Source organism: Ruminococcus sp. AM42-11 (assembly GCF_003480145.1).
Classification (GTDB): Bacteria; Bacillota; Clostridia; order Lachnospirales; family Lachnospiraceae; genus Blautia_A; species Blautia_A faecis.
On sequence record NZ_QUIO01000001.1, the window covers coordinates 324,844 to 341,705 of the forward strand.

The following is a 16,862-nucleotide window of genomic DNA, read 5'->3' on the forward strand; positions in this document are numbered from 1 at the left end:
GTTTTTCGAGAAACCGAAACGTTTCTGTTTTAATTCATATTAACTCTTTTCCAAATTTCTGTCAACAGTAAATATTTCATCTTTTTGCGTAAAATTTTACCTTGAAAAATCCAGCAAAGAAAGGTAACTTATAGAGTAGAATACTTTCGGAACCGGTATCAGTTTTTATAGATTACTGTGCCAGATTTCTGAGAAAGAACGAAGGGAGAATATATTATGTTAAAAGGAATTCCAGAAATACTTTCACCACAGCTTTTAAAAGTTTTATGCGAGATGGGACACAGCGACCGCATCGTTATCGCGGACGGCAACTTCCCAGTAGAATCAATGGGTAAAGATGCAATTGTTGTTCGCTGCGACGGACATGGAGTTCCAGAACTTCTGGACGCTATCCTTACTGTTATCCCTCTTGATTCTTATGTAGAGAAACCAGTTACCCTGATGGAAGTTATGCCTGGCGATCCGGTAAAAACTCCAATCTGGGATACATACAAAGAGATTGTTTCCAAACATGATGAACGTGGCGCCGAGGCAGTTGGAAATATCGAGCGTTTCGCATTTTATGAAGAGGCAAAGAAAGCATATTGTATTATCGCTACAGGTGAGAAAGCTGTTTACGCAAACGTTATGCTTCAGAAAGGTGTTGTTATCAACAAATAATTTTTTATTTCAGCTAAAAAGCTCCGTCGGATTCCCGGCGGAGCTTTTATTATTCATGTTTATTATGATTCACTATTTTTTCCTTTTTTCTTAAGAAGCCAGATTACCACTGCGATGCCAATGATAATAACTACAACCAGAATCCAGATAACAGAATTCATTCCTTTATCTGTGCTCTCCACATTTTCGCTGGACGCTTTCTGTTCTGCACTTTCTGAAGGAGCAGCTGTTACTGCTGCCTCTTCTGTAGGCGCCATAGTCTCACTTGGCTCCGGGGTGGGAGTACTTGTCTCAGTTGGTTCCGGAGTAGGAGTACTTGTCTCAGTTGGCTCCGGGGCAGGAGTGCTCGCCTCAGTCGGCTCCGGGGCAGGCGTGCTCGTCTCAGTCGGCTCCGGGGTAGGGTACTTGTCTCAGTCGGTTCTGAAGCTGCAGTTGCTTTCTTAGTAGGTTCTGGTACAGGAGTACTCGTCTCGGTTGGCTTCGGAGTAGGAGTACTTGTCTTCTCAGGCTTCGGGGTAGGAGTGCCTGTTAGCTCTGCCTCCGCATCACCGATATCTTTGCCTTCGGTACCTGCTTTTCCAACTTCAGAAGCATTCTCTCCAGCCTGAACAGATTGGGAACCGTCTTCCGCTTCTTTCTCAGTTTCAGGAACAAGTTCTACTGTACTCTCTTCCGTATTGGTGGCTTCTGCAATATTTACCCAGCCAGAAACATCACCAGCCTCTGTGTGTCCCCAGATACCATCTTTACCAGTATCTACTTCTGTATCAATATATAACTTCTCACCATTCGCTATATTACAGCCTCCGGAAACTGTGCCGTACTTTTTTCCAGGTCCTTTATACAGGCAAACGGAACCGTCTTCCTTAGCATTGACTGTAATACTGTAATTCGCATCCTTGCTTCCGTATAAGGCAAGCTCTGATGCCACTGCCTCGGCAAGAGTGGCCGGCTTCAGATAATTCTCTTCCAGGAAACCAAACATGCCATGAAGCTGAGCATATACCCATACCTTTCCAGCTTCATCTGTGACCTCTCCTTCTACATGGATCGCAGTTCCATTAGGAATCAGCTCATCATTCAGCTTCGGGCTGGAAGCATCTGCCTCTGAATACATGTCAACACCGCCATCAGGCGATTCTACAATCATATAGTAATCTGTTTTATAATCAACCTGCTGTGTCTTTCCTGCATCTGCAAAAACTCCCACAGTCATGCAAAAAGTAAGAAGCACAGCCAGCAACATTCCCAGCTTTTTCTTCATATATATCCTCTTTTCCCTCTTATATACATTTTCTGTTTTTCATTGTAACACACCAGGAAAAACTTGCAACCATTTTTCTCATATTTTCCCATTATTTTACAGCAACAGTTACTATTCACCGGTAATGTTCCGCGAGGTGTTTTTATAAACAATTTCACAGAAAAATCGGGAATCCGGGCGTGAAATCATGCGAATGTATGTCCGATAAAGAGCCCCAGACAATAAAAGAGCGAGACAAAAGTCCCGCTCTCTCAGCTTTCCTTCATTGTCCTGGGGGAGTGAAAGAAAGCAGTTAAATTATAAAAAGCTAATTATTTATAAAGAGGTCCATAGTTCTTGCAAGCTCTGAAATCTGCACCTTCTTTATCCATTCCAAATGCATTCCAAGCTGCCGGACGATAGATATCTTTCTCCGGAACGTTATGCATGGATACCGGGATACGAAGCATAGAGCACATTGTGATCAGGTCAGCTCCGATATGTCCGTAGGAGATAGCACCGTGGTTAGCTCCCCAGTTGTTCATTACATCATAAGCTGTCTTGAACGGTCCCTCTTTGCCATCGCATCTTGGAGCAAACCATGTACATGGCCATGTGTAGTCTGTACGTTTCCAAAGTTTGTCAGATACTTCTGCTGGAAGAGCAACTGTCCATCCTTCAGCAATCTGCAGAACCGGTCCAAGTCCTTTAACAAGGTTCAAACGGATCATTGTTGCAGGCATCTGAGCTTTTGTTTCATAACGGCTGGAGTATCCGCCTCCACGGAAGTATCCGTTGTCAGCCATACACCATTCAGTGTTTTCCATGATAGCTTTCTGGTCTTCTTCTGTGATATCCCACCACTGTTTCATAACAGCATTGCCGTTTTCATCTTTAGCTTCGCCGTTAGCGTCAAGGCAAGCAGCACCGGAGTTGATCAGGTGAAGGAATCCGCCAGCTTCTTTAGCTACGCCTTCAAGGTCATATCCTGTAGCTTTCTTAACAGCCTCTGGGCTCCAGTATGTACGAACATCAGCGAAGATCTGAGCTCTGTTTGTAAGAAGTTTCATGAACATCATTCCAAGTCCGTTGAGAACGTCATTCTCTGTAGCGAGGATGTATGGCTCACGAGCTCCGTTCCAGTCGAAGGATGTGTTCAGCATAGCTTCTGCAAAGTCACCGTTTGGATAGAAATCTGTCCACTGTCTCTGTCCCTGGAAACCAGCTGCCAGAGCGTTGTGTCCGATTGCTTCCTCGGAGAATGCAGGATCAAGGTTATCGCAGCCGTTCATCAGCTCTTTGATGATAACTGCCATTTTAACTACGAACTCAAACTGCTCTTCTTTCTTCTCTGGGGAGAACTGCAGTTCTTCAGGGTTCTTGTCCCAACCAATCTTACAGGTCTCTTTCGCCCATTTGAGAGCTTTCTCAAATTCTGCGTGATCGTAGATGCCTTCTGTCATACGACGGATGATTTCTACCTCATCAACGGATTCAACACGCATTCCAAGATAGGATTCGATGAAATCGGAATCAATGATAGATCCGCCGATACCCATTGTAACGGAACCGATCTGCAGATAGGATTTGCCTCTCATGGAAGCAGCTGCAACTGCTGCACGTCCGAATCTGAGTAATTTCTCTTCAACGTCTGCCGGGATAGATGTGTCATCAGCTTCCTGAACATCATGTCCATAGATACCGAATGCCGGAAGACCTTTCTGTGCATGTGTAGCAAGAACGGATGCAAGGTAAACTGCTCCTGGTCTTTCTGTTCCGTTGAAGCCCCATACAGCTTTGATTGTCTGAGGATCCATATCCATTGTCTCTGCGCCATAGCACCAGCACGGTGTAACAGTAAGTGTGATGTCTACGCCTTCTTTACGGAATTTGTCAGCACATGCAGCACTTTCACCTACACGTCCGATTGTTGTATCAGCGATAACAACTTTAACAGGCTCACCGTTGGAATATCTCAGGTTTTCTTCAAAAAGTTTCGCAGCGGATTTAGCCATATTCATTGTCTGCTCTTCAAGAGATCCTCTGACATCGAGTGCTCCTCTACGTCCGTCGATTGTTGGTCTGATACCGATAACCGGATAGCTGCCTACTAATCTGCTCTTTGCCATGATTCATTACCTCCATAATAAATATATTCTTTTTTAAGAGGTTTCACTAAAAAACCTCCCTGTTTCCTATAGTTCATAGTATACAATTGCCAAACCGTAATTACTTGTGATATAATGGCAAAAAATAGTACAATATTCACTTTTTTGATCATTTTGTAAAAAATCCATCAAATTAACTTAAGGAGGAATTTATTTTGCAGGATCTGGACCATAATGAAGACCGTTTAAGGGGAACATATGATTTTCCTTTTGAATTTCATCATATTGATCAGGCTCATCCGCGCTATGTAATGTCCTATCACTGGCATGTAGAATATGAAATCATTCGTATTCTTGAGGGCTCTCTCACTGTCACTTTAGACGAAAAAAGTTTCATTGCAACTGCCGGAGACATCATTTTTGTACATAGTGGAATTCTTCACAGTGGAATTCCTGATAATTGTCTTTATCAGTGCATTGTTTTCGACGGAAATGTTTTCCTCAAAAATAATTCTGTTTGTGCAGGATATATGCAGAAGATTATTCATCAGGAAATTCTGATCTATCATCATTTTACACCAAAGCATATAGAAATCTGCAATACAATAAACAGTCTTTTTGATTCTCTTTGGAAAAGAGAACCTGGCTACGAGCTCACTGTAATTGGACAATTTTACCACTTTTTCGGCATTATTTTTAGTAATCATTACTATCTTGATAGTATAACACGCGCAAGACGTGATTATAAGAGAATTTTACAGCTGAAACAGGTACTTGATTTCATTGAGCACAACTATACGGGGGCTCTGACACTAAAACAGCTTTCGGCCTCCGTATCCATGTCACCCAAATACTTTTGCCGTTTTTTCTCCGAAATGACCCATCAGACTCCCATGGATTATCTGAACAGGCAGCGCATTGAGAGAGCCTGCTATGAAATCTCCACAACCGATGATTCTATTACAGATATTGCATATCGAAATGGATTTAATGATCTGAGCTATTTTATACGTACATTTAAAAAATACAAAGGAACTACACCAGGAAAATATAAGAAAAGCTGATTAGGAGGGCGAGCATTGGCCGGATGCCCGCCCACAAAAAAAGAATTGACTTCTTTTTCTCTTATTTCTCAGATATGCTAAAGATGTGATTTTTTTCGTCGTAAGAAAAACGACAGAGAATCATTCCTGTATTTTTTACAGGCTACGTTGACGCATTTTATGCGTTTTCTTTTGCTGTTAAGACTCGAAAAAAACCATAGCTTATTCTTGTTTTCGCTATATATGCCATTTTTCCAGAATGGTCTCTTATTCCAGGACCCTTATGTAGCAGGTTTTCAAGTAACCGGATGATGGAATTGCTGCTGATCAGGCAGATTAGCCCATGGCAGAAAACTGTCCGCACATACTGCTGCAGAACGCCGCAGAAAATCAGAAATTGTTTTTCTCTTTCGTTTCTTTTATTCTAACAAAAGCCGGTTGCCATTACAACGAAATTCGGTCGTAAAATTCTCACATAATTCGACACTTAAATGATAAATTTTATCTGTAACTGAAGTTTTCTTTTTTCTGAAACGTGCTATAATATTTTCAATTAGAAGCAACTAACATAAGTATGACGAAAGGAAGCTGTTGAATCATGGGAAGATGTTATCATTTATCAAAAACTGTTACGGAAGACCTGGCAAATGAAATCATAAAAGAACTGACAGAGCGAGGCGATGTGAAACACGCCAGAATCTCCGCTGACGGACGTTATCTTCATGTGGATACTATTGACGGAGAATTTTCCGTGGTAATGTATTCAGCAGTAAATATCTGCAGCCGTATTGCAAACTGCGAGCTGTCCTTTGTGAAATTTGATTACACAGCTTAGAGCGTGTTTGAAAACATACCGCCAGGACATTTATGGCAAATCTATTAAAAAAGGGAGATTAAATTATGCAGCAGATTACATTAAAAATAGACGGAATGATGTGTGGAATGTGTGAATCCCACATTAACGAAAGTATTCGTAATAACTTTTCTGTAAAAAAAGTCACCTCGTCCCATACAAAAGGAGAGACGGTTATCCTTACAGAAAATGATCTTGATGAAGCAAAACTGAAAGAGACTATTGATAAAACGGGTTATAAACTGCTTTCTCTCTCAAAAGCTCCATACGAAAAAAAGAAAGGCTTTTTCTCTTTCCTGAAGAAATAGCCTTTCCCTGTCATAATCCTTGTACTATATTCCAACTACAATATTTCCGGTAATACGGACAATGCATATTCTGCCAGGCTGTGATCTTCCTCTCCTGTGCCTCCGCTTATACCAAGACCTCCGATAATCGTATCTCCGGATTTCAACGGCACACCGCCTCCGAAAATCACGATTTTTCCACCATCCATCTTATCTACGCCATAAAAGGTTCCGCCTGGCTGAGCCAGTTTAGATAATTCCATGGTGGACATCTTCACCGCAACAGAAGTATAAGCTTTTTTCAAAGCGACATCAAAGCTTACCAGAAATGCTCCGTCCATTACATGAACGGCAATTGGATTTCCTTCCGGACCACAAACTGCAATCACCGCTTTCTTACCGCGGCGAAAGGCTTCCTGTTCGATTTTCCCGATCAGCTTCTTCGCTCCATCCAGTGTAATCTTATTCTGCATACCCATGCGGCGCAGTACTGCCTGAATTACAGCTTCGTCTACAGAATCAGAGGTACCAGATATGAGAGAATTTTCAACTTTCGTATCCACGCTCACACTTCCTTCTGCCACTTTCTCAGTTCCACTTGCATGTAGTTCCGTATTTTCAGAAGATGCGTCAGTTTCTACAAGCTTTGACGTTCCCGTCTTCTGACCTGCTGCCTCCGCTTCTTCGTAGCGTGCAAGCACATACAGATAATCTGCCAGACGGTTCATATATTTCTTGCTTCCTGTGTCAGAACCAAACTTTACACTTACAGCGGCAAGATCACGCTCCGCTCTTCTGGCCACAGCCCAAGTCACATCAATCTCAGCAGACAAGCGACAAGCCCCAGGTAAAGAGGATTCCTTCGGCATATGAAAAAGCCCCGTCAAACGGTCAATCTCTTCCTCTAAAAGCTCTGTCTTGTCATCATTGATCTTATACTCTCTATTATATGGATCTGCCACTCCTGCATCAATTCTGGTCAGATTTTCCTGGATCTTTTCCAGGAAACGGATGGTATCTCCATCTCTGATCATGGTTTTCAACACTCCAATATGGCAGGAAAGTTCATCTATGGTTCCCTCCAGCTGGATTCGGTCATCCGCTTTGGAAACGTTTTTCGTATGGACAAGATTGGTAGTTCCCTTGTCACCATTCTTTGTATAAATACTCATACGACTTTCTCCTGACATTTTACCCATCCGGCAAAATGGATTTTATTATGCACCAATACACTGAATATAAGACAAAGTTCGTGCAAGAGCAGGAAATAATCCACATTATCTTACGTTCACTACATTAGTTATAAACAGACTCTGGACAAATACACGCAGTTCCACCGTATCTGTCCAAAGTCTCTTATATGTTACCGGGCACAAAGTGAACAGCAACTCTTAAATTCATTAAAATGACCACAATTTCCTGTAGATCTTCACAATATCCTCTTTTGTTGGGACTCTTGGGTTGGCAGTTGTGCAGGCATCAGCAAGCGCCAGGTTTGCCATTTTGTCAATTGCTGCAAAATACTCATCCTCAGAAATAGTTCCCATTTCTTTAATCGTAAGCGGAATATTCATTTCCTTCTGCATAAACTGAATCCAGTTTACAAGAGATCTTACAGACATTACTTTGTTGTAGTTACTCAGTCCAAGAATATGTGAAATATTGGCATATCGCTTTACTGCCGGAAGATATTCCTGCTGGCTTCTGCTATGTTTGTTGATATTTGCATTAAATTCTACAATATGCGGAAGCAGCATTGCATTGGCACGTCCATGCGGAATATGGAAAATAGCTCCCAGCTGATGTGCCATACTATGTGTGATTCCAAGTCCTGCAGCATTAAAAGACAGTCCGGCAAGACAGGAAGCTACATGCATTTTCTGACGGGCATGCATATCGCCGCCGTCAAGGTATGCTCTTAACAGAAAGACTCCGCAGATTTCAATTGACTTTTCAGCAAGAGCAGATGAAAATTCATTGTGATTGATACTTACATAAGACTCAATTGCATGAGTCAGTACGTCCATACCTGTATCTGCTGTGATAGAGGGCGGAACGCTCTTTACCAGTTCTGCATCCAGGATTGCCTCATCAGCTGTAAGGCTGTCTGAGATCAGCGGATACTTCACATGATTATCTGTATCATTTACAACTGCAAAAGAGGTAACCTCAGATCCGGTACCACTGGTAGTAGGAATTGCAATAAGACCTACTTTGCCGTAATTGTTGATCTTCAGGGCAAACTCACGGATTGCCTTGGATGAGTCAATTGCAGAGCCACCTCCGACAGCTACTACAACCTCCGGCTGATACTCCAGGAACTTCTTTACACCTTCTGCGATTTTTCCTACCGGTGCATCCGGCACAACATCACTGAATACTTCAAACTCCTTGCCACCGCGTCTCAATGGGTCTGTGATCAGCTCGATCATTTTCCCTTTTGCGATGAATGGATCTGTGATCACCAGAACTTTTTTGTATGGCAGTTCTGCCAGTCTATCCAGGGCATTGTCACCAAAATGGATGACTGTTTTCATTTCAAAAGTTTTCATAATTCAATGCTCCTTTATTGCAGCTTTCTTTTGTAAGCAGAAAGCTTCTATCGGACAGATTCCGGATATCTGCACTCCACGCCCTCTTCTTTAAAAAGCTTCAGCCATTTTTCAGAAGGCTTCGCATCTGTCACGACGATATCAACATCCCGCAATCTTCCGGCAACGGAAAATGCGGTCTGGTCAAATTTCGTATTGTCCACAACCAGGATTTTCTTACGTCCTGAATCCAGCATTGCTCTCTTTGCTGTTCCAAAAGCTTCCTGTGATTCCATTACTCCCCAGTTCTCATCAAGAGCCTTACAGGAAAAAATAACGGTATCTACAAAATAAGAGCGAATGACTTCTTCTGTCCGAGAGCCAAGGAAAGCCAGATAGCCTTCCTTCATCATCCCACCTGTGGAAATAATATTCCATCCCGACACATCTGCCAGTTCCAGAAGGATCTCCATGGAATTGGTGATCACAGTCAGACGCTCCTTCTCTTTTAATGCCTTTGCAACAAACACTGCAGTAGTGCTGGCATCCAGAAGCAGATGTTCCCCATCATGCACAAGAGAGGCTACAATTTCCGCCATCTTCTGTTTCCCAACTACATTCTGATTCTTGCGCACATTAAAAGGGAGATCAATGCTCACATCTTCATTGATCACAGCTCCGCCATAACTTTTAATGGCAAGCCCTTCCTTCTCCAGCTTGTCCAGATCCCGTCGAATGGTTTCCTCCGAGACTCCGTATAACTGGCTCAGTTCACTTACTACTACGCGCTTCTCATTCTGTAATTTCTCAAGGATCAGATTCCGTCTCTCTAACGCAAGCATGTTCAGGTCCCCTCCGCGTTCATTTTATTGGTCAGACCAGAATTACAGAAGGCTGTCGATCATTCTCTTATCCGGATGTGCAATAACAGAGGAATCCAGATACATGCCTTTTTCAGCAACAAGCTCTTTCGCTCTGTCGATTGATGCGGATACAGCAGAAACCTCACCAGTGATCATCATGTAAGATTTTCCACACATACCTTTTGCAATACGAAGCTCGATAAGATCTACAATTGCAGTCTTTGCAGCCTGATCTGCAGCCTCAATAATGGAAGCTGCATCATATGTTTCAAGAATTCCCAGCGCACTGATCTCCTCAACCTGAGTAGTTCCATAAATAGCCGGGAAAAGAGACTCGTGCGGATTACCCAGTACAAAACTGTCAATGCACTTGTCCTCATATGTTGTTACAGCTGTATCTACGGCAGCTTTTACCGCACTGAGATCACCGGTAATAATTGCAATATATTTACCCGGACACACGGTCTGCGCCTCAACGATTTCTACATCAGATGTCTTAACCATTGCATCTGCTGCAGTAACGCCGGTAGCTGTAGTTTTGAATTCAATCATTCCGATTGCTTTACTCATTTTCTGCACGTCCTTTCTAATTCTTTGCAACTACGATCCAGCGGTCTGTCACCTCGGTAACTTTACCGGAGATGGTTGCATGGATACCAACACTTAAGCCCTGGGCAGGAGAAGCGATCATCTGACCTCTTGTCACCTGATCTCCAACTTTTACAATTGCCTGAGCAGGTGCTCCGATATGCTGGCTAAGAAGAATTTTAACCTTTGGAATATCAACCAGTGTCTCGTCCATCGGTGCGTCCTTGTCATATTTTGTAAGACCAAGACGTGCCATTAGGCGTTCTTCCGGAACCTTGCGGTATTCTCGGGATTCCTTAACTGGTACTGGCTGTACTCCCTGAGGAGGACGAATACCTGCCTTACGAAGTCCGCCCTTCATGTCTGCAAGAAGTGTTCTTGGAGCAAGGCTCTGAGGACATGCATACATCTCACAAACGCCACAGGAGCTGCAGAAGCTTGCATTGATGTATGGATTAACATCTCTGAAATCCTGATTGGAAGCTGCACGCATGAAGCGGGCTGGATCAATCGGATGTCCCAGATTGTTACGTGGGCAAAGATCTGTACAAGTATTACACTGGCAGCAAATAGATGCTGCACGTTTTAAATCTATAGCAGAAGTCCGCATCTTCTTCTGTACGATTAAATGGTCTTTTGGCAGAACCAGAATCGCATTTGTTGTCTTCGTCACAGGGTCAGAACCTTTTCCGATTCTTCCCATCATCGGTCCACCAATAAAGTAAACCGGGTCTTTTACAGTAGTTCCGCCTGCCTGGGCAACAACATCATCCATAGTACATCCAAGAGGTACTTTTACAGTTACCGGATGATTTACCTCAGCTACAACAGACACATATTTGGCTGTTACAGGCTCTTTTTTCTCTACTGCCTGGTATATATTATACAATGTCTCTACGTTAAACACAGCAACTCCCTGCTCAATAGGAAGTCCGCCAGGTCTTACAACTCTACCAGTTGCTTCGTAGATCAGTACAACCTCATCTCCCATCGGATACACTTCATCCAGAAGGTGGATGCGCATTCCCGGGAACTCTTCGATATGCTGTTTCAGAGCATTTACTGTCTGAACATAAGATTTTTTGATTCCAATAATGGCCTCAGAAGCTCCAACTGTTTCCTGAACCATATGGAAGGTTTTCATTATTTCGTAAGCGTGCTTCTCTAATAACTGTCTGTGTAATTTCAGTAAAGGTTCGCACTCTGCACAGTTCATAAGAATGGTATTTGCTTTATCTGTCAGCTTCATGTATGTAGGGAATCCTGCACCACCGGCACCAACTACACCATTCTCCTGTATAATATTCTGTAATTCTTTGATATCCATGGCGTTACTCCAATCCTGCACCGTCATCAACGATACCTACAATGGCGGCATCTACCGGTGCTGTTTCTACGCCGCAGCCAATTCTTGCCGCGCTTCCTTGTGCCACCAATACATATTCTCCGATTCCTGCACCGATAATATCGATTGCAACAATCTGACTGAGGTCACCTTTCATGTGATGAACCGGTTCCACGATCATAAACTTATTGCCGATCAGCTTTTCGTTTTTTCTTGTGGAAACAACGCTTCCTACTACCTTGCCAACTATCATGTGAACCTCCAAATTTTATATCAGTTCAGCCATGCATCTGTCATTTTCAGAACCAGCATGGCTGAACACTTTATTTTAGTAATGAGGAAATGATTTCCAAAACATTACTTTATAATTGTAACTGTATTGCCTGTGGCAATTTTTGCTGCATTTGCTTCATCTGTATCAATGTGCATCTCCAGTGTAAAGCTGTCGTCTACACGGATCTTCACCTGATTGAAAATGGTTCCTCTCTCATTGTCTGCTTTAACAGATACGATATCTCCATCCTTCACACCGGCTGCCTGGGCATCCTTCGGGGACATGTGAATGTGACGCATTGCTACGATACATCCCTCTTTCAGATAAATCGCACCTTTCGGTCCGACAATTGCAATAGGAGCACTTCCCTTAACATCTCCAGACTCACGCACCGGTACTTTCATACCAAGCTTGATTGCGTCTGTAGCTGATACTTCAACCTGTGAAGCCTTGCGGACCGGTCCGAGAATACGTACATTCTCAATTGCACGGAGCTTCAGTCCAACGATAGTTACTGTCTCATTGGAGGCAAACTGTCCGCCCATCAGCTCTTTCTTCTTGGTGAGCTGATATCCTGGTCCAAATAAAGCTTCAACATGTTCCTGCGTCAGGTGGATATGTCTTGCGGAAACTCCGATGGGCACCATGAAGCCATTGCCTTTTTCTTCTTTTTTATTGAGAGCATCCAATACCATTCTGGTAATCAGCTCAACATTATTGGTTTCCAAAAGTACACCTGCTTTCTTCCTGAAATTCGGTAATGTCTGCCATAGCAGACATTATAAAAGTAAGGAGCAGCCATGAATTCGCTCATGCAAGCACAGCTCATTCATGGCTGCTGTCTGGGACTTTTATATTATTTCAGAACTGGAAGGATTTTCTCAACATCTGTATGAGGTCTCGGAATTACGTGTGTAGCTACAAGCTCTCCAAGTCTGGATGCTGCTGCGCTTCCGCTCTCTACTGCAGATTTAACTGCTCCAACATCTCCACGAACCATAACAGTTACAAGACCGGATCCGATCTTCTCTGTTCCAACTAATGCAACGTTAGCTGCTTTGCACATCTGGTCAGCTGCCTCGATAGCTGCTGTAAGTCCTCTGGTTTCTACCATTCCTAATGCTTCCTGTGTCATGATTTTTTCCTCCTTATGAATTGCTGGTTTCTCAGCTTCTGTATGTTTGGTTTCTGTAATCTCTTTGTCAGCTGCAGTGGTCTTCGGCTCTTCGGCCTTTACTTCTGCTGCTTTTGCTCTGGTTGTTCTGGCCGTTCTTCTCGGAGCGGCTGCCTTTTTAGGGGCTGTTTTTTTCGCTGTCTCTTTCTTTTCTTCGTCAGCCATTATTCATCCCCCTTTTTCTTTCTCCATCGACTTGCGCTAAGCTCCACCATTTTGACGATTTCCTCATGGGGATTGGCAATTACTGCATAGCTTGCCGGTTTCTTGATGGCATTTGTTGCTGCCGCTTCCACAGCTTCTGTAACAGCTGCCACATCGCCTTGTACAATAATGGTCACCAGTCGTCCGCCCAGCTTACGCTCCCATGACGCCAGCTCAACGTCTGCCGTTTTACACATAATGTCCAGGGCATCCATGGCCGCTACAACACCTGTGATTTCAATAAAACCATATGATTTACTCATGAGCGAACTCCTTATAGTTCATTAGATGCTTGGAAGGATTTTCTCCACATCTGTATGAGGTCTTGGGATTACGTGTGTAGCTACAAGCTCTCCAAGTCTGGATGCTGCTGCGCTTCCACTCTCAACTGCTGCCTTAACAGCTCCGACATCACCGCGAACCATAACAGTTACAAGACCGGATCCGATTTTCTCTGTACCAACCAGTGTAACCTCTGCTGCTTTTGTCATTGCATCTGCTGCCTCAATTGCAGCTGTAAGTCCTCTGGTTTCTACCATTCCTAAAGCTTCCTGTGCCATGATGAATTCCTCCTGATATATCTCGACTTTTCAAGTACGCTCCAGCGTACTTGTTGTGAGGTACCTGCCATGCTCCGCATGACTTTGTTCGTTTTTATTATAGACTTAAATTCACTGGTTAGCAATTATTAATCCTTATCCAGTGCGCTGATTTTCAGCATTTTTTGTGTACCGGGTTCCGGATTTGGTATTACGTAGTGCTGTACCACACCGGTCATACTCTCTGCTACTCTGATTCCAGCTTCCACAGCCTCTGTTACATCAGAAACGCTTCCGCGGAACTTGATGCAGACAAGGAGCGGTACCGGCAGACTGTCCGCATTTGCAGGTTTATTTTTATCAAAAACCTCCAGATGGACATTTGCTGCCTTGCAGCCGGCGTCGGCCGCCACAAACGCTGTTGCCAGTCCGAACACCTCCAAGATTCCTACAGCTTCTGCCATCTTGATTCTCCTTTATCCGGCAATTATTTATTTACAACTGCGATCTTAAGACCGGTCATTGCAAGGTTCTTCTTTAATGCTTCATTGATCTCCTCAAGCGGATACTTGTCTGTGATCAGCTCAGACATTGGAAGTCCGATTGCATTTGCTCTCTTAAGGAAATCAAATGTTGTAACGTAATCTCTTAAGGTGTATACCCAGGAGCCTACGATTGTGATCTCTTTGGAGCAGATGTCAAAGTGCGGGTTGATTGTAGCATCTCCACCATTGATGAAGAAACCAAGCTCGCAAAGGCCACCGCCGTTACGGATGAATTTGTAGATGTTTGCATGAGCAACAGGTGATCCTGTACACTGGAATGCAAAGTCTGCAAGATGTCCGCCAAACTGATCTTTAACAGCTTCAGAAAGTGCTTCGATTCCTTTGTGCTCCATGAAGTTTACACTCATGGTAGCGCCCATTCTCTTAGCGAAATCAAGACGCTGCTGATTTCCATCTACAGCACAGATGTTCTCGATACCCATGGTACGAAGAACTGCAATACAGATCAGACCGATTGGTCCGCATCCCTGTACAACAACTCTGCTGTTGAAACGAAGGATACCAGTTGTTTTTGCTCTCTCAACTGCATGTACAAGAACTGCACATGGCTCGATCAGGATACGGGAGTCCAGATCAAGATCACTTACGTTGAAGAATGTGCTTCCAAACTCTCCACCTCTGATAAAGATGTAATCAGAGAACCATCCGTTAAGATGAATGTCATCATCTGGAAGAAGTCCGTATACGTCAGCTCCTCCAACGTTTTTCTTGTTTAAGTCGAACATTGTGATTTCAGGATCATCCTTGAAGATCATACAGGTAACGACTTTGTCACCGATCTTAACCGGTTTTCCAGCTGTATCAGTCTTAACATTTTTACCCATGGCAACGATCTCACCAGTTCCCTCATGTCCAAGTGCAACCGGGATCAGGTTGAATGGGTCTCTCTTGAATTCGTGAGCATCAGTACCGCAAACGCCGCAGCCTTCTACTTTAACAAGGATGTCGTCATCGCCAATTGCCGGAATCGGGTACTCTTTAATATCAAAATGCTCTTTTTCAGTAAGTACTGCAACGTGTGCAGTTTTCGGAATTGCGCCTGCCGGTGCTGCAGCTAGTGCTGCCGGTGCTGCTGATGCAGAAGCTGCCGGTGCTGTTCCAGCCATTCCAGCAAGAACCTGTTTTACGATTTCTTCGATATTTACGTTATTCATATCCATTTTTATGTTTCCTCCTGTCAGCGAATGCAAAGGCTGTCTGCCATTACGCAGCGTCTTCTCTTGGTGAATGTACTTGCACTTGTAAGTCCTTCACCAGTACGGCTTGCGATTGTGAATGTACAGTAACCTTCTCCGCCGAATCCAAGTGCTGCATAGGAAGGTGCATTCTTAACAAGGATTGCGGTGTCGATTGCTTTCGCATATTTGGTGATATTGTCAATGTTCTTGGAATGAATGTGTGCAGAGTGGCGGTTGCCATGCTCAAGCCATACAGCCTGCTCTACTGCATCATCAAAATCTTTTGCCCTTACAACGCCAAGGATCGGCATCATAAGCTCTGTAGCGATAAGTGGATGTTCCTTCGGTCCTTCAAATACGATGCAGCGGATATTTGCAGGAGCATTTACTCCGATCATGGAAAGTAATGTTCTTGCGTCACGTCCAACGCATTTACGGTTCAGCTTGCCGCCTGCAAGAACAACTGCTGTAAGTTTATCCTGTTCTTCTTTGGAAGCAAGGTAACAGTCATTCTCACTTACCAGATAATGCATAAGCTCATCTGTAATAGAAGCAACTGCTACGATTTCCTTCTCTGCGATACACGGAAGGTTGTTATCGAATGTACATCCGTTTACGATATCCTGAGCAGCTTTTCTTACATCTGCTGTCTCATCTACAACTGCCGGAGGATTTCCTGCGCCAGCGCCGATTCCACGTTTTCCAGAGGAAAGGACTGCTGTTACAACGCCAGGACCGCCTGTTGCTGCGATAAGCGGGATATCTTTATGTTTCATCATAATATTGCTTGTCTCTAATGTAGGTTTCTCTACTGTTACTGCGATATTGTCCGGGCCACCTGCTTCCAGGGATGCCTCATTCAGAAGATTGATCGCATAAATAGAGGTTTTGATTGCTGCCGGATGCGGATTAAATACAACTGTATTTCCACCTGCCAGCATACCCATTGTGTTGCACAGAATGGTTTCACTTGGGTTCGTACACGGAGTGATTGCTCCGATTACGCCAAACGGTCCCATCTCGATCAGAGTAAGTCCTCTGTCGCCTGACCATGCTGTAGTGCTGAGATCTTCTGTACCAGGGGTCTTATCTGCTACCAGATGATGTTTCAGGATCTTATCTCCTACATTTCCCATTCCGGTCTCATCAACACCCATACGTGCAAGGATTTCTGCATTTTCTTTTGTTTTTCTTCGAATGCAGGTAATAATTTTTTCTCTCTGGTCCAAGGACATTTTCCGAACGATCTTCTGGGAAGCTTTCGCAGCCTCAATGGCCTCGTTCATATCTGTGAAAATTCCATGTTTACCGGCCGGAGCGTCTGCAATCTGCATTTTCGCCATAACTTCCTGTACAATATCCTGTACCATGCTCTCGCTGATTGGCATGAGATTGTTCCTCCTTAA

The 16,862-nt window shown here is 43.7% G+C and carries 20 protein-coding genes; 4 read left to right on the forward strand and 16 right to left on the reverse strand.

Annotation, left to right across the window (positions count from 1 at the left end; translation table 11 throughout):
* Positions 1–216: 216 nt before the first annotated feature.
* Positions 217–660: an RbsD/FucU domain-containing protein gene (locus DW904_RS01370; protein WP_118577760.1), complete on the forward strand. Its 444-nt coding sequence runs from the start codon at positions 217–219 to the stop codon at positions 658–660.
* Between the two features lie 62 nt (positions 661–722).
* On the opposite strand, the gene DW904_RS01375 is transcribed toward DW904_RS01370, so the two are convergent.
* The 3 genes from DW904_RS01375 to DW904_RS01385 form a co-directional block, all read right to left on the reverse strand.
* Positions 723–917: a hypothetical protein gene (locus DW904_RS01375; RefSeq protein WP_118577761.1), complete on the reverse strand. Its 195-nt coding sequence runs from the start codon at positions 915–917 to the stop codon at positions 723–725.
* Complete coding sequence (locus tag DW904_RS01380) at positions 890–1,924, reverse strand: hypothetical protein (protein WP_118577762.1); 1,035 nt, start codon at positions 1,922–1,924, stop codon at positions 890–892. Before DW904_RS01380 ends, DW904_RS01375 begins: the two co-directional genes overlap by 28 nt.
* Positions 1,925–2,235: 311 nt before the next feature.
* Positions 2,236–4,032: an L-fucose isomerase gene (locus DW904_RS01385; protein WP_118577763.1), complete on the reverse strand. Its 1,797-nt coding sequence runs from the start codon at positions 4,030–4,032 to the stop codon at positions 2,236–2,238.
* Positions 4,033–4,226: 194 nt separating this feature from the next.
* Between DW904_RS01385 and DW904_RS01390 the strand changes: the two genes are divergently transcribed.
* The 3 genes from DW904_RS01390 to DW904_RS01400 all read left to right on the forward strand — a co-directional run bounded on the left by DW904_RS01390 (position 4,227) and on the right by DW904_RS01400 (position 6,215).
* Entirely contained in the window at positions 4,227–5,075 is an 849-nt protein-coding gene (locus tag DW904_RS01390) for an AraC family transcriptional regulator (protein ID WP_118577764.1), read from the forward strand.
* Positions 5,076–5,652: 577 nt separating this feature from the next.
* On the forward strand, positions 5,653–5,889 hold the full coding sequence (locus DW904_RS01395) for a hypothetical protein (RefSeq protein WP_118577765.1): 237 nt from the start codon (positions 5,653–5,655) through the stop codon (positions 5,887–5,889).
* A gap of 65 nt (positions 5,890–5,954) precedes the next feature.
* The gene (locus tag DW904_RS01400) at positions 5,955–6,215 is read left to right on the forward strand and encodes a heavy-metal-associated domain-containing protein (protein ID WP_118577766.1); all 261 of its coding nucleotides are present in this window, start codon (positions 5,955–5,957) and stop codon (positions 6,213–6,215) included.
* Positions 6,216–6,250: 35 nt separating this feature from the next.
* Here the strand turns inward: DW904_RS01400 and DW904_RS01405 are convergent, their stop codons facing one another.
* The 13 genes from DW904_RS01405 to DW904_RS01465 form a co-directional block, all read right to left on the reverse strand.
* Entirely contained in the window at positions 6,251–7,366 is a 1,116-nt protein-coding gene (locus DW904_RS01405; RefSeq protein ID WP_118577767.1) for a cob(I)yrinic acid a,c-diamide adenosyltransferase, read from the reverse strand.
* A gap of 228 nt (positions 7,367–7,594) precedes the next feature.
* Positions 7,595–8,746 carry a 1-propanol dehydrogenase PduQ gene (locus DW904_RS01410; RefSeq protein ID WP_118577768.1) on the reverse strand — a complete coding sequence of 384 codons (1,152 nt, stop codon included), beginning with the start codon at positions 8,744–8,746 and terminating at the stop codon, positions 7,595–7,597.
* Between the two features lie 47 nt (positions 8,747–8,793).
* On the reverse strand, positions 8,794–9,567 hold the full coding sequence (locus DW904_RS01415; protein ID WP_118577769.1) for a DeoR/GlpR family DNA-binding transcription regulator: 774 nt from the start codon (positions 9,565–9,567) through the stop codon (positions 8,794–8,796).
* A 42-nt stretch (positions 9,568–9,609) separates the two neighbouring features.
* On the reverse strand, positions 9,610–10,158 hold the full coding sequence (locus tag DW904_RS01420; RefSeq protein ID WP_118577770.1) for a BMC domain-containing protein: 549 nt from the start codon (positions 10,156–10,158) through the stop codon (positions 9,610–9,612).
* A gap of 16 nt (positions 10,159–10,174) precedes the next feature.
* Positions 10,175–11,503 carry a 4Fe-4S dicluster domain-containing protein gene (locus DW904_RS01425; RefSeq protein ID WP_118577771.1) on the reverse strand — a complete coding sequence of 443 codons (1,329 nt, stop codon included), beginning with the start codon at positions 11,501–11,503 and terminating at the stop codon, positions 10,175–10,177.
* Between the two features lie 4 nt (positions 11,504–11,507).
* The gene (locus DW904_RS01430; protein WP_117850917.1) at positions 11,508–11,774 is read right to left on the reverse strand and encodes a EutN/CcmL family microcompartment protein; all 267 of its coding nucleotides are present in this window, start codon (positions 11,772–11,774) and stop codon (positions 11,508–11,510) included.
* Positions 11,775–11,878: 104 nt separating this feature from the next.
* Positions 11,879–12,523, reverse strand: a complete 645-nt coding sequence (locus DW904_RS01435) for a phosphate propanoyltransferase (RefSeq protein WP_117850748.1) — start codon at positions 12,521–12,523, stop codon at positions 11,879–11,881.
* A 128-nt stretch (positions 12,524–12,651) separates the two neighbouring features.
* On the reverse strand, positions 12,652–12,930 hold the full coding sequence (locus DW904_RS01440) for a BMC domain-containing protein (RefSeq protein ID WP_005427721.1): 279 nt from the start codon (positions 12,928–12,930) through the stop codon (positions 12,652–12,654).
* A 203-nt stretch (positions 12,931–13,133) separates the two neighbouring features.
* Entirely contained in the window at positions 13,134–13,436 is a 303-nt protein-coding gene (locus tag DW904_RS01445) for a BMC domain-containing protein (RefSeq protein WP_118577772.1), read from the reverse strand.
* A gap of 21 nt (positions 13,437–13,457) precedes the next feature.
* Positions 13,458–13,733, reverse strand: a complete 276-nt coding sequence (locus tag DW904_RS01450) for a BMC domain-containing protein (protein WP_118577773.1) — start codon at positions 13,731–13,733, stop codon at positions 13,458–13,460.
* A gap of 128 nt (positions 13,734–13,861) precedes the next feature.
* Positions 13,862–14,176 (reverse strand): BMC domain-containing protein, encoded by a 315-nt coding sequence (locus tag DW904_RS01455; RefSeq protein WP_118577774.1) that lies wholly within the window; start codon positions 14,174–14,176, stop codon positions 13,862–13,864.
* A 23-nt stretch (positions 14,177–14,199) separates the two neighbouring features.
* The gene (locus DW904_RS01460; RefSeq protein WP_118577775.1) at positions 14,200–15,438 is read right to left on the reverse strand and encodes a zinc-binding dehydrogenase; all 1,239 of its coding nucleotides are present in this window, start codon (positions 15,436–15,438) and stop codon (positions 14,200–14,202) included.
* A gap of 17 nt (positions 15,439–15,455) precedes the next feature.
* Positions 15,456–16,844, reverse strand: coding sequence for an aldehyde dehydrogenase family protein (locus tag DW904_RS01465; protein WP_118577776.1), 1,389 nt, complete (start codon positions 16,842–16,844; stop codon positions 15,456–15,458).
* Positions 16,845–16,862 lie beyond the last annotated feature (18 nt).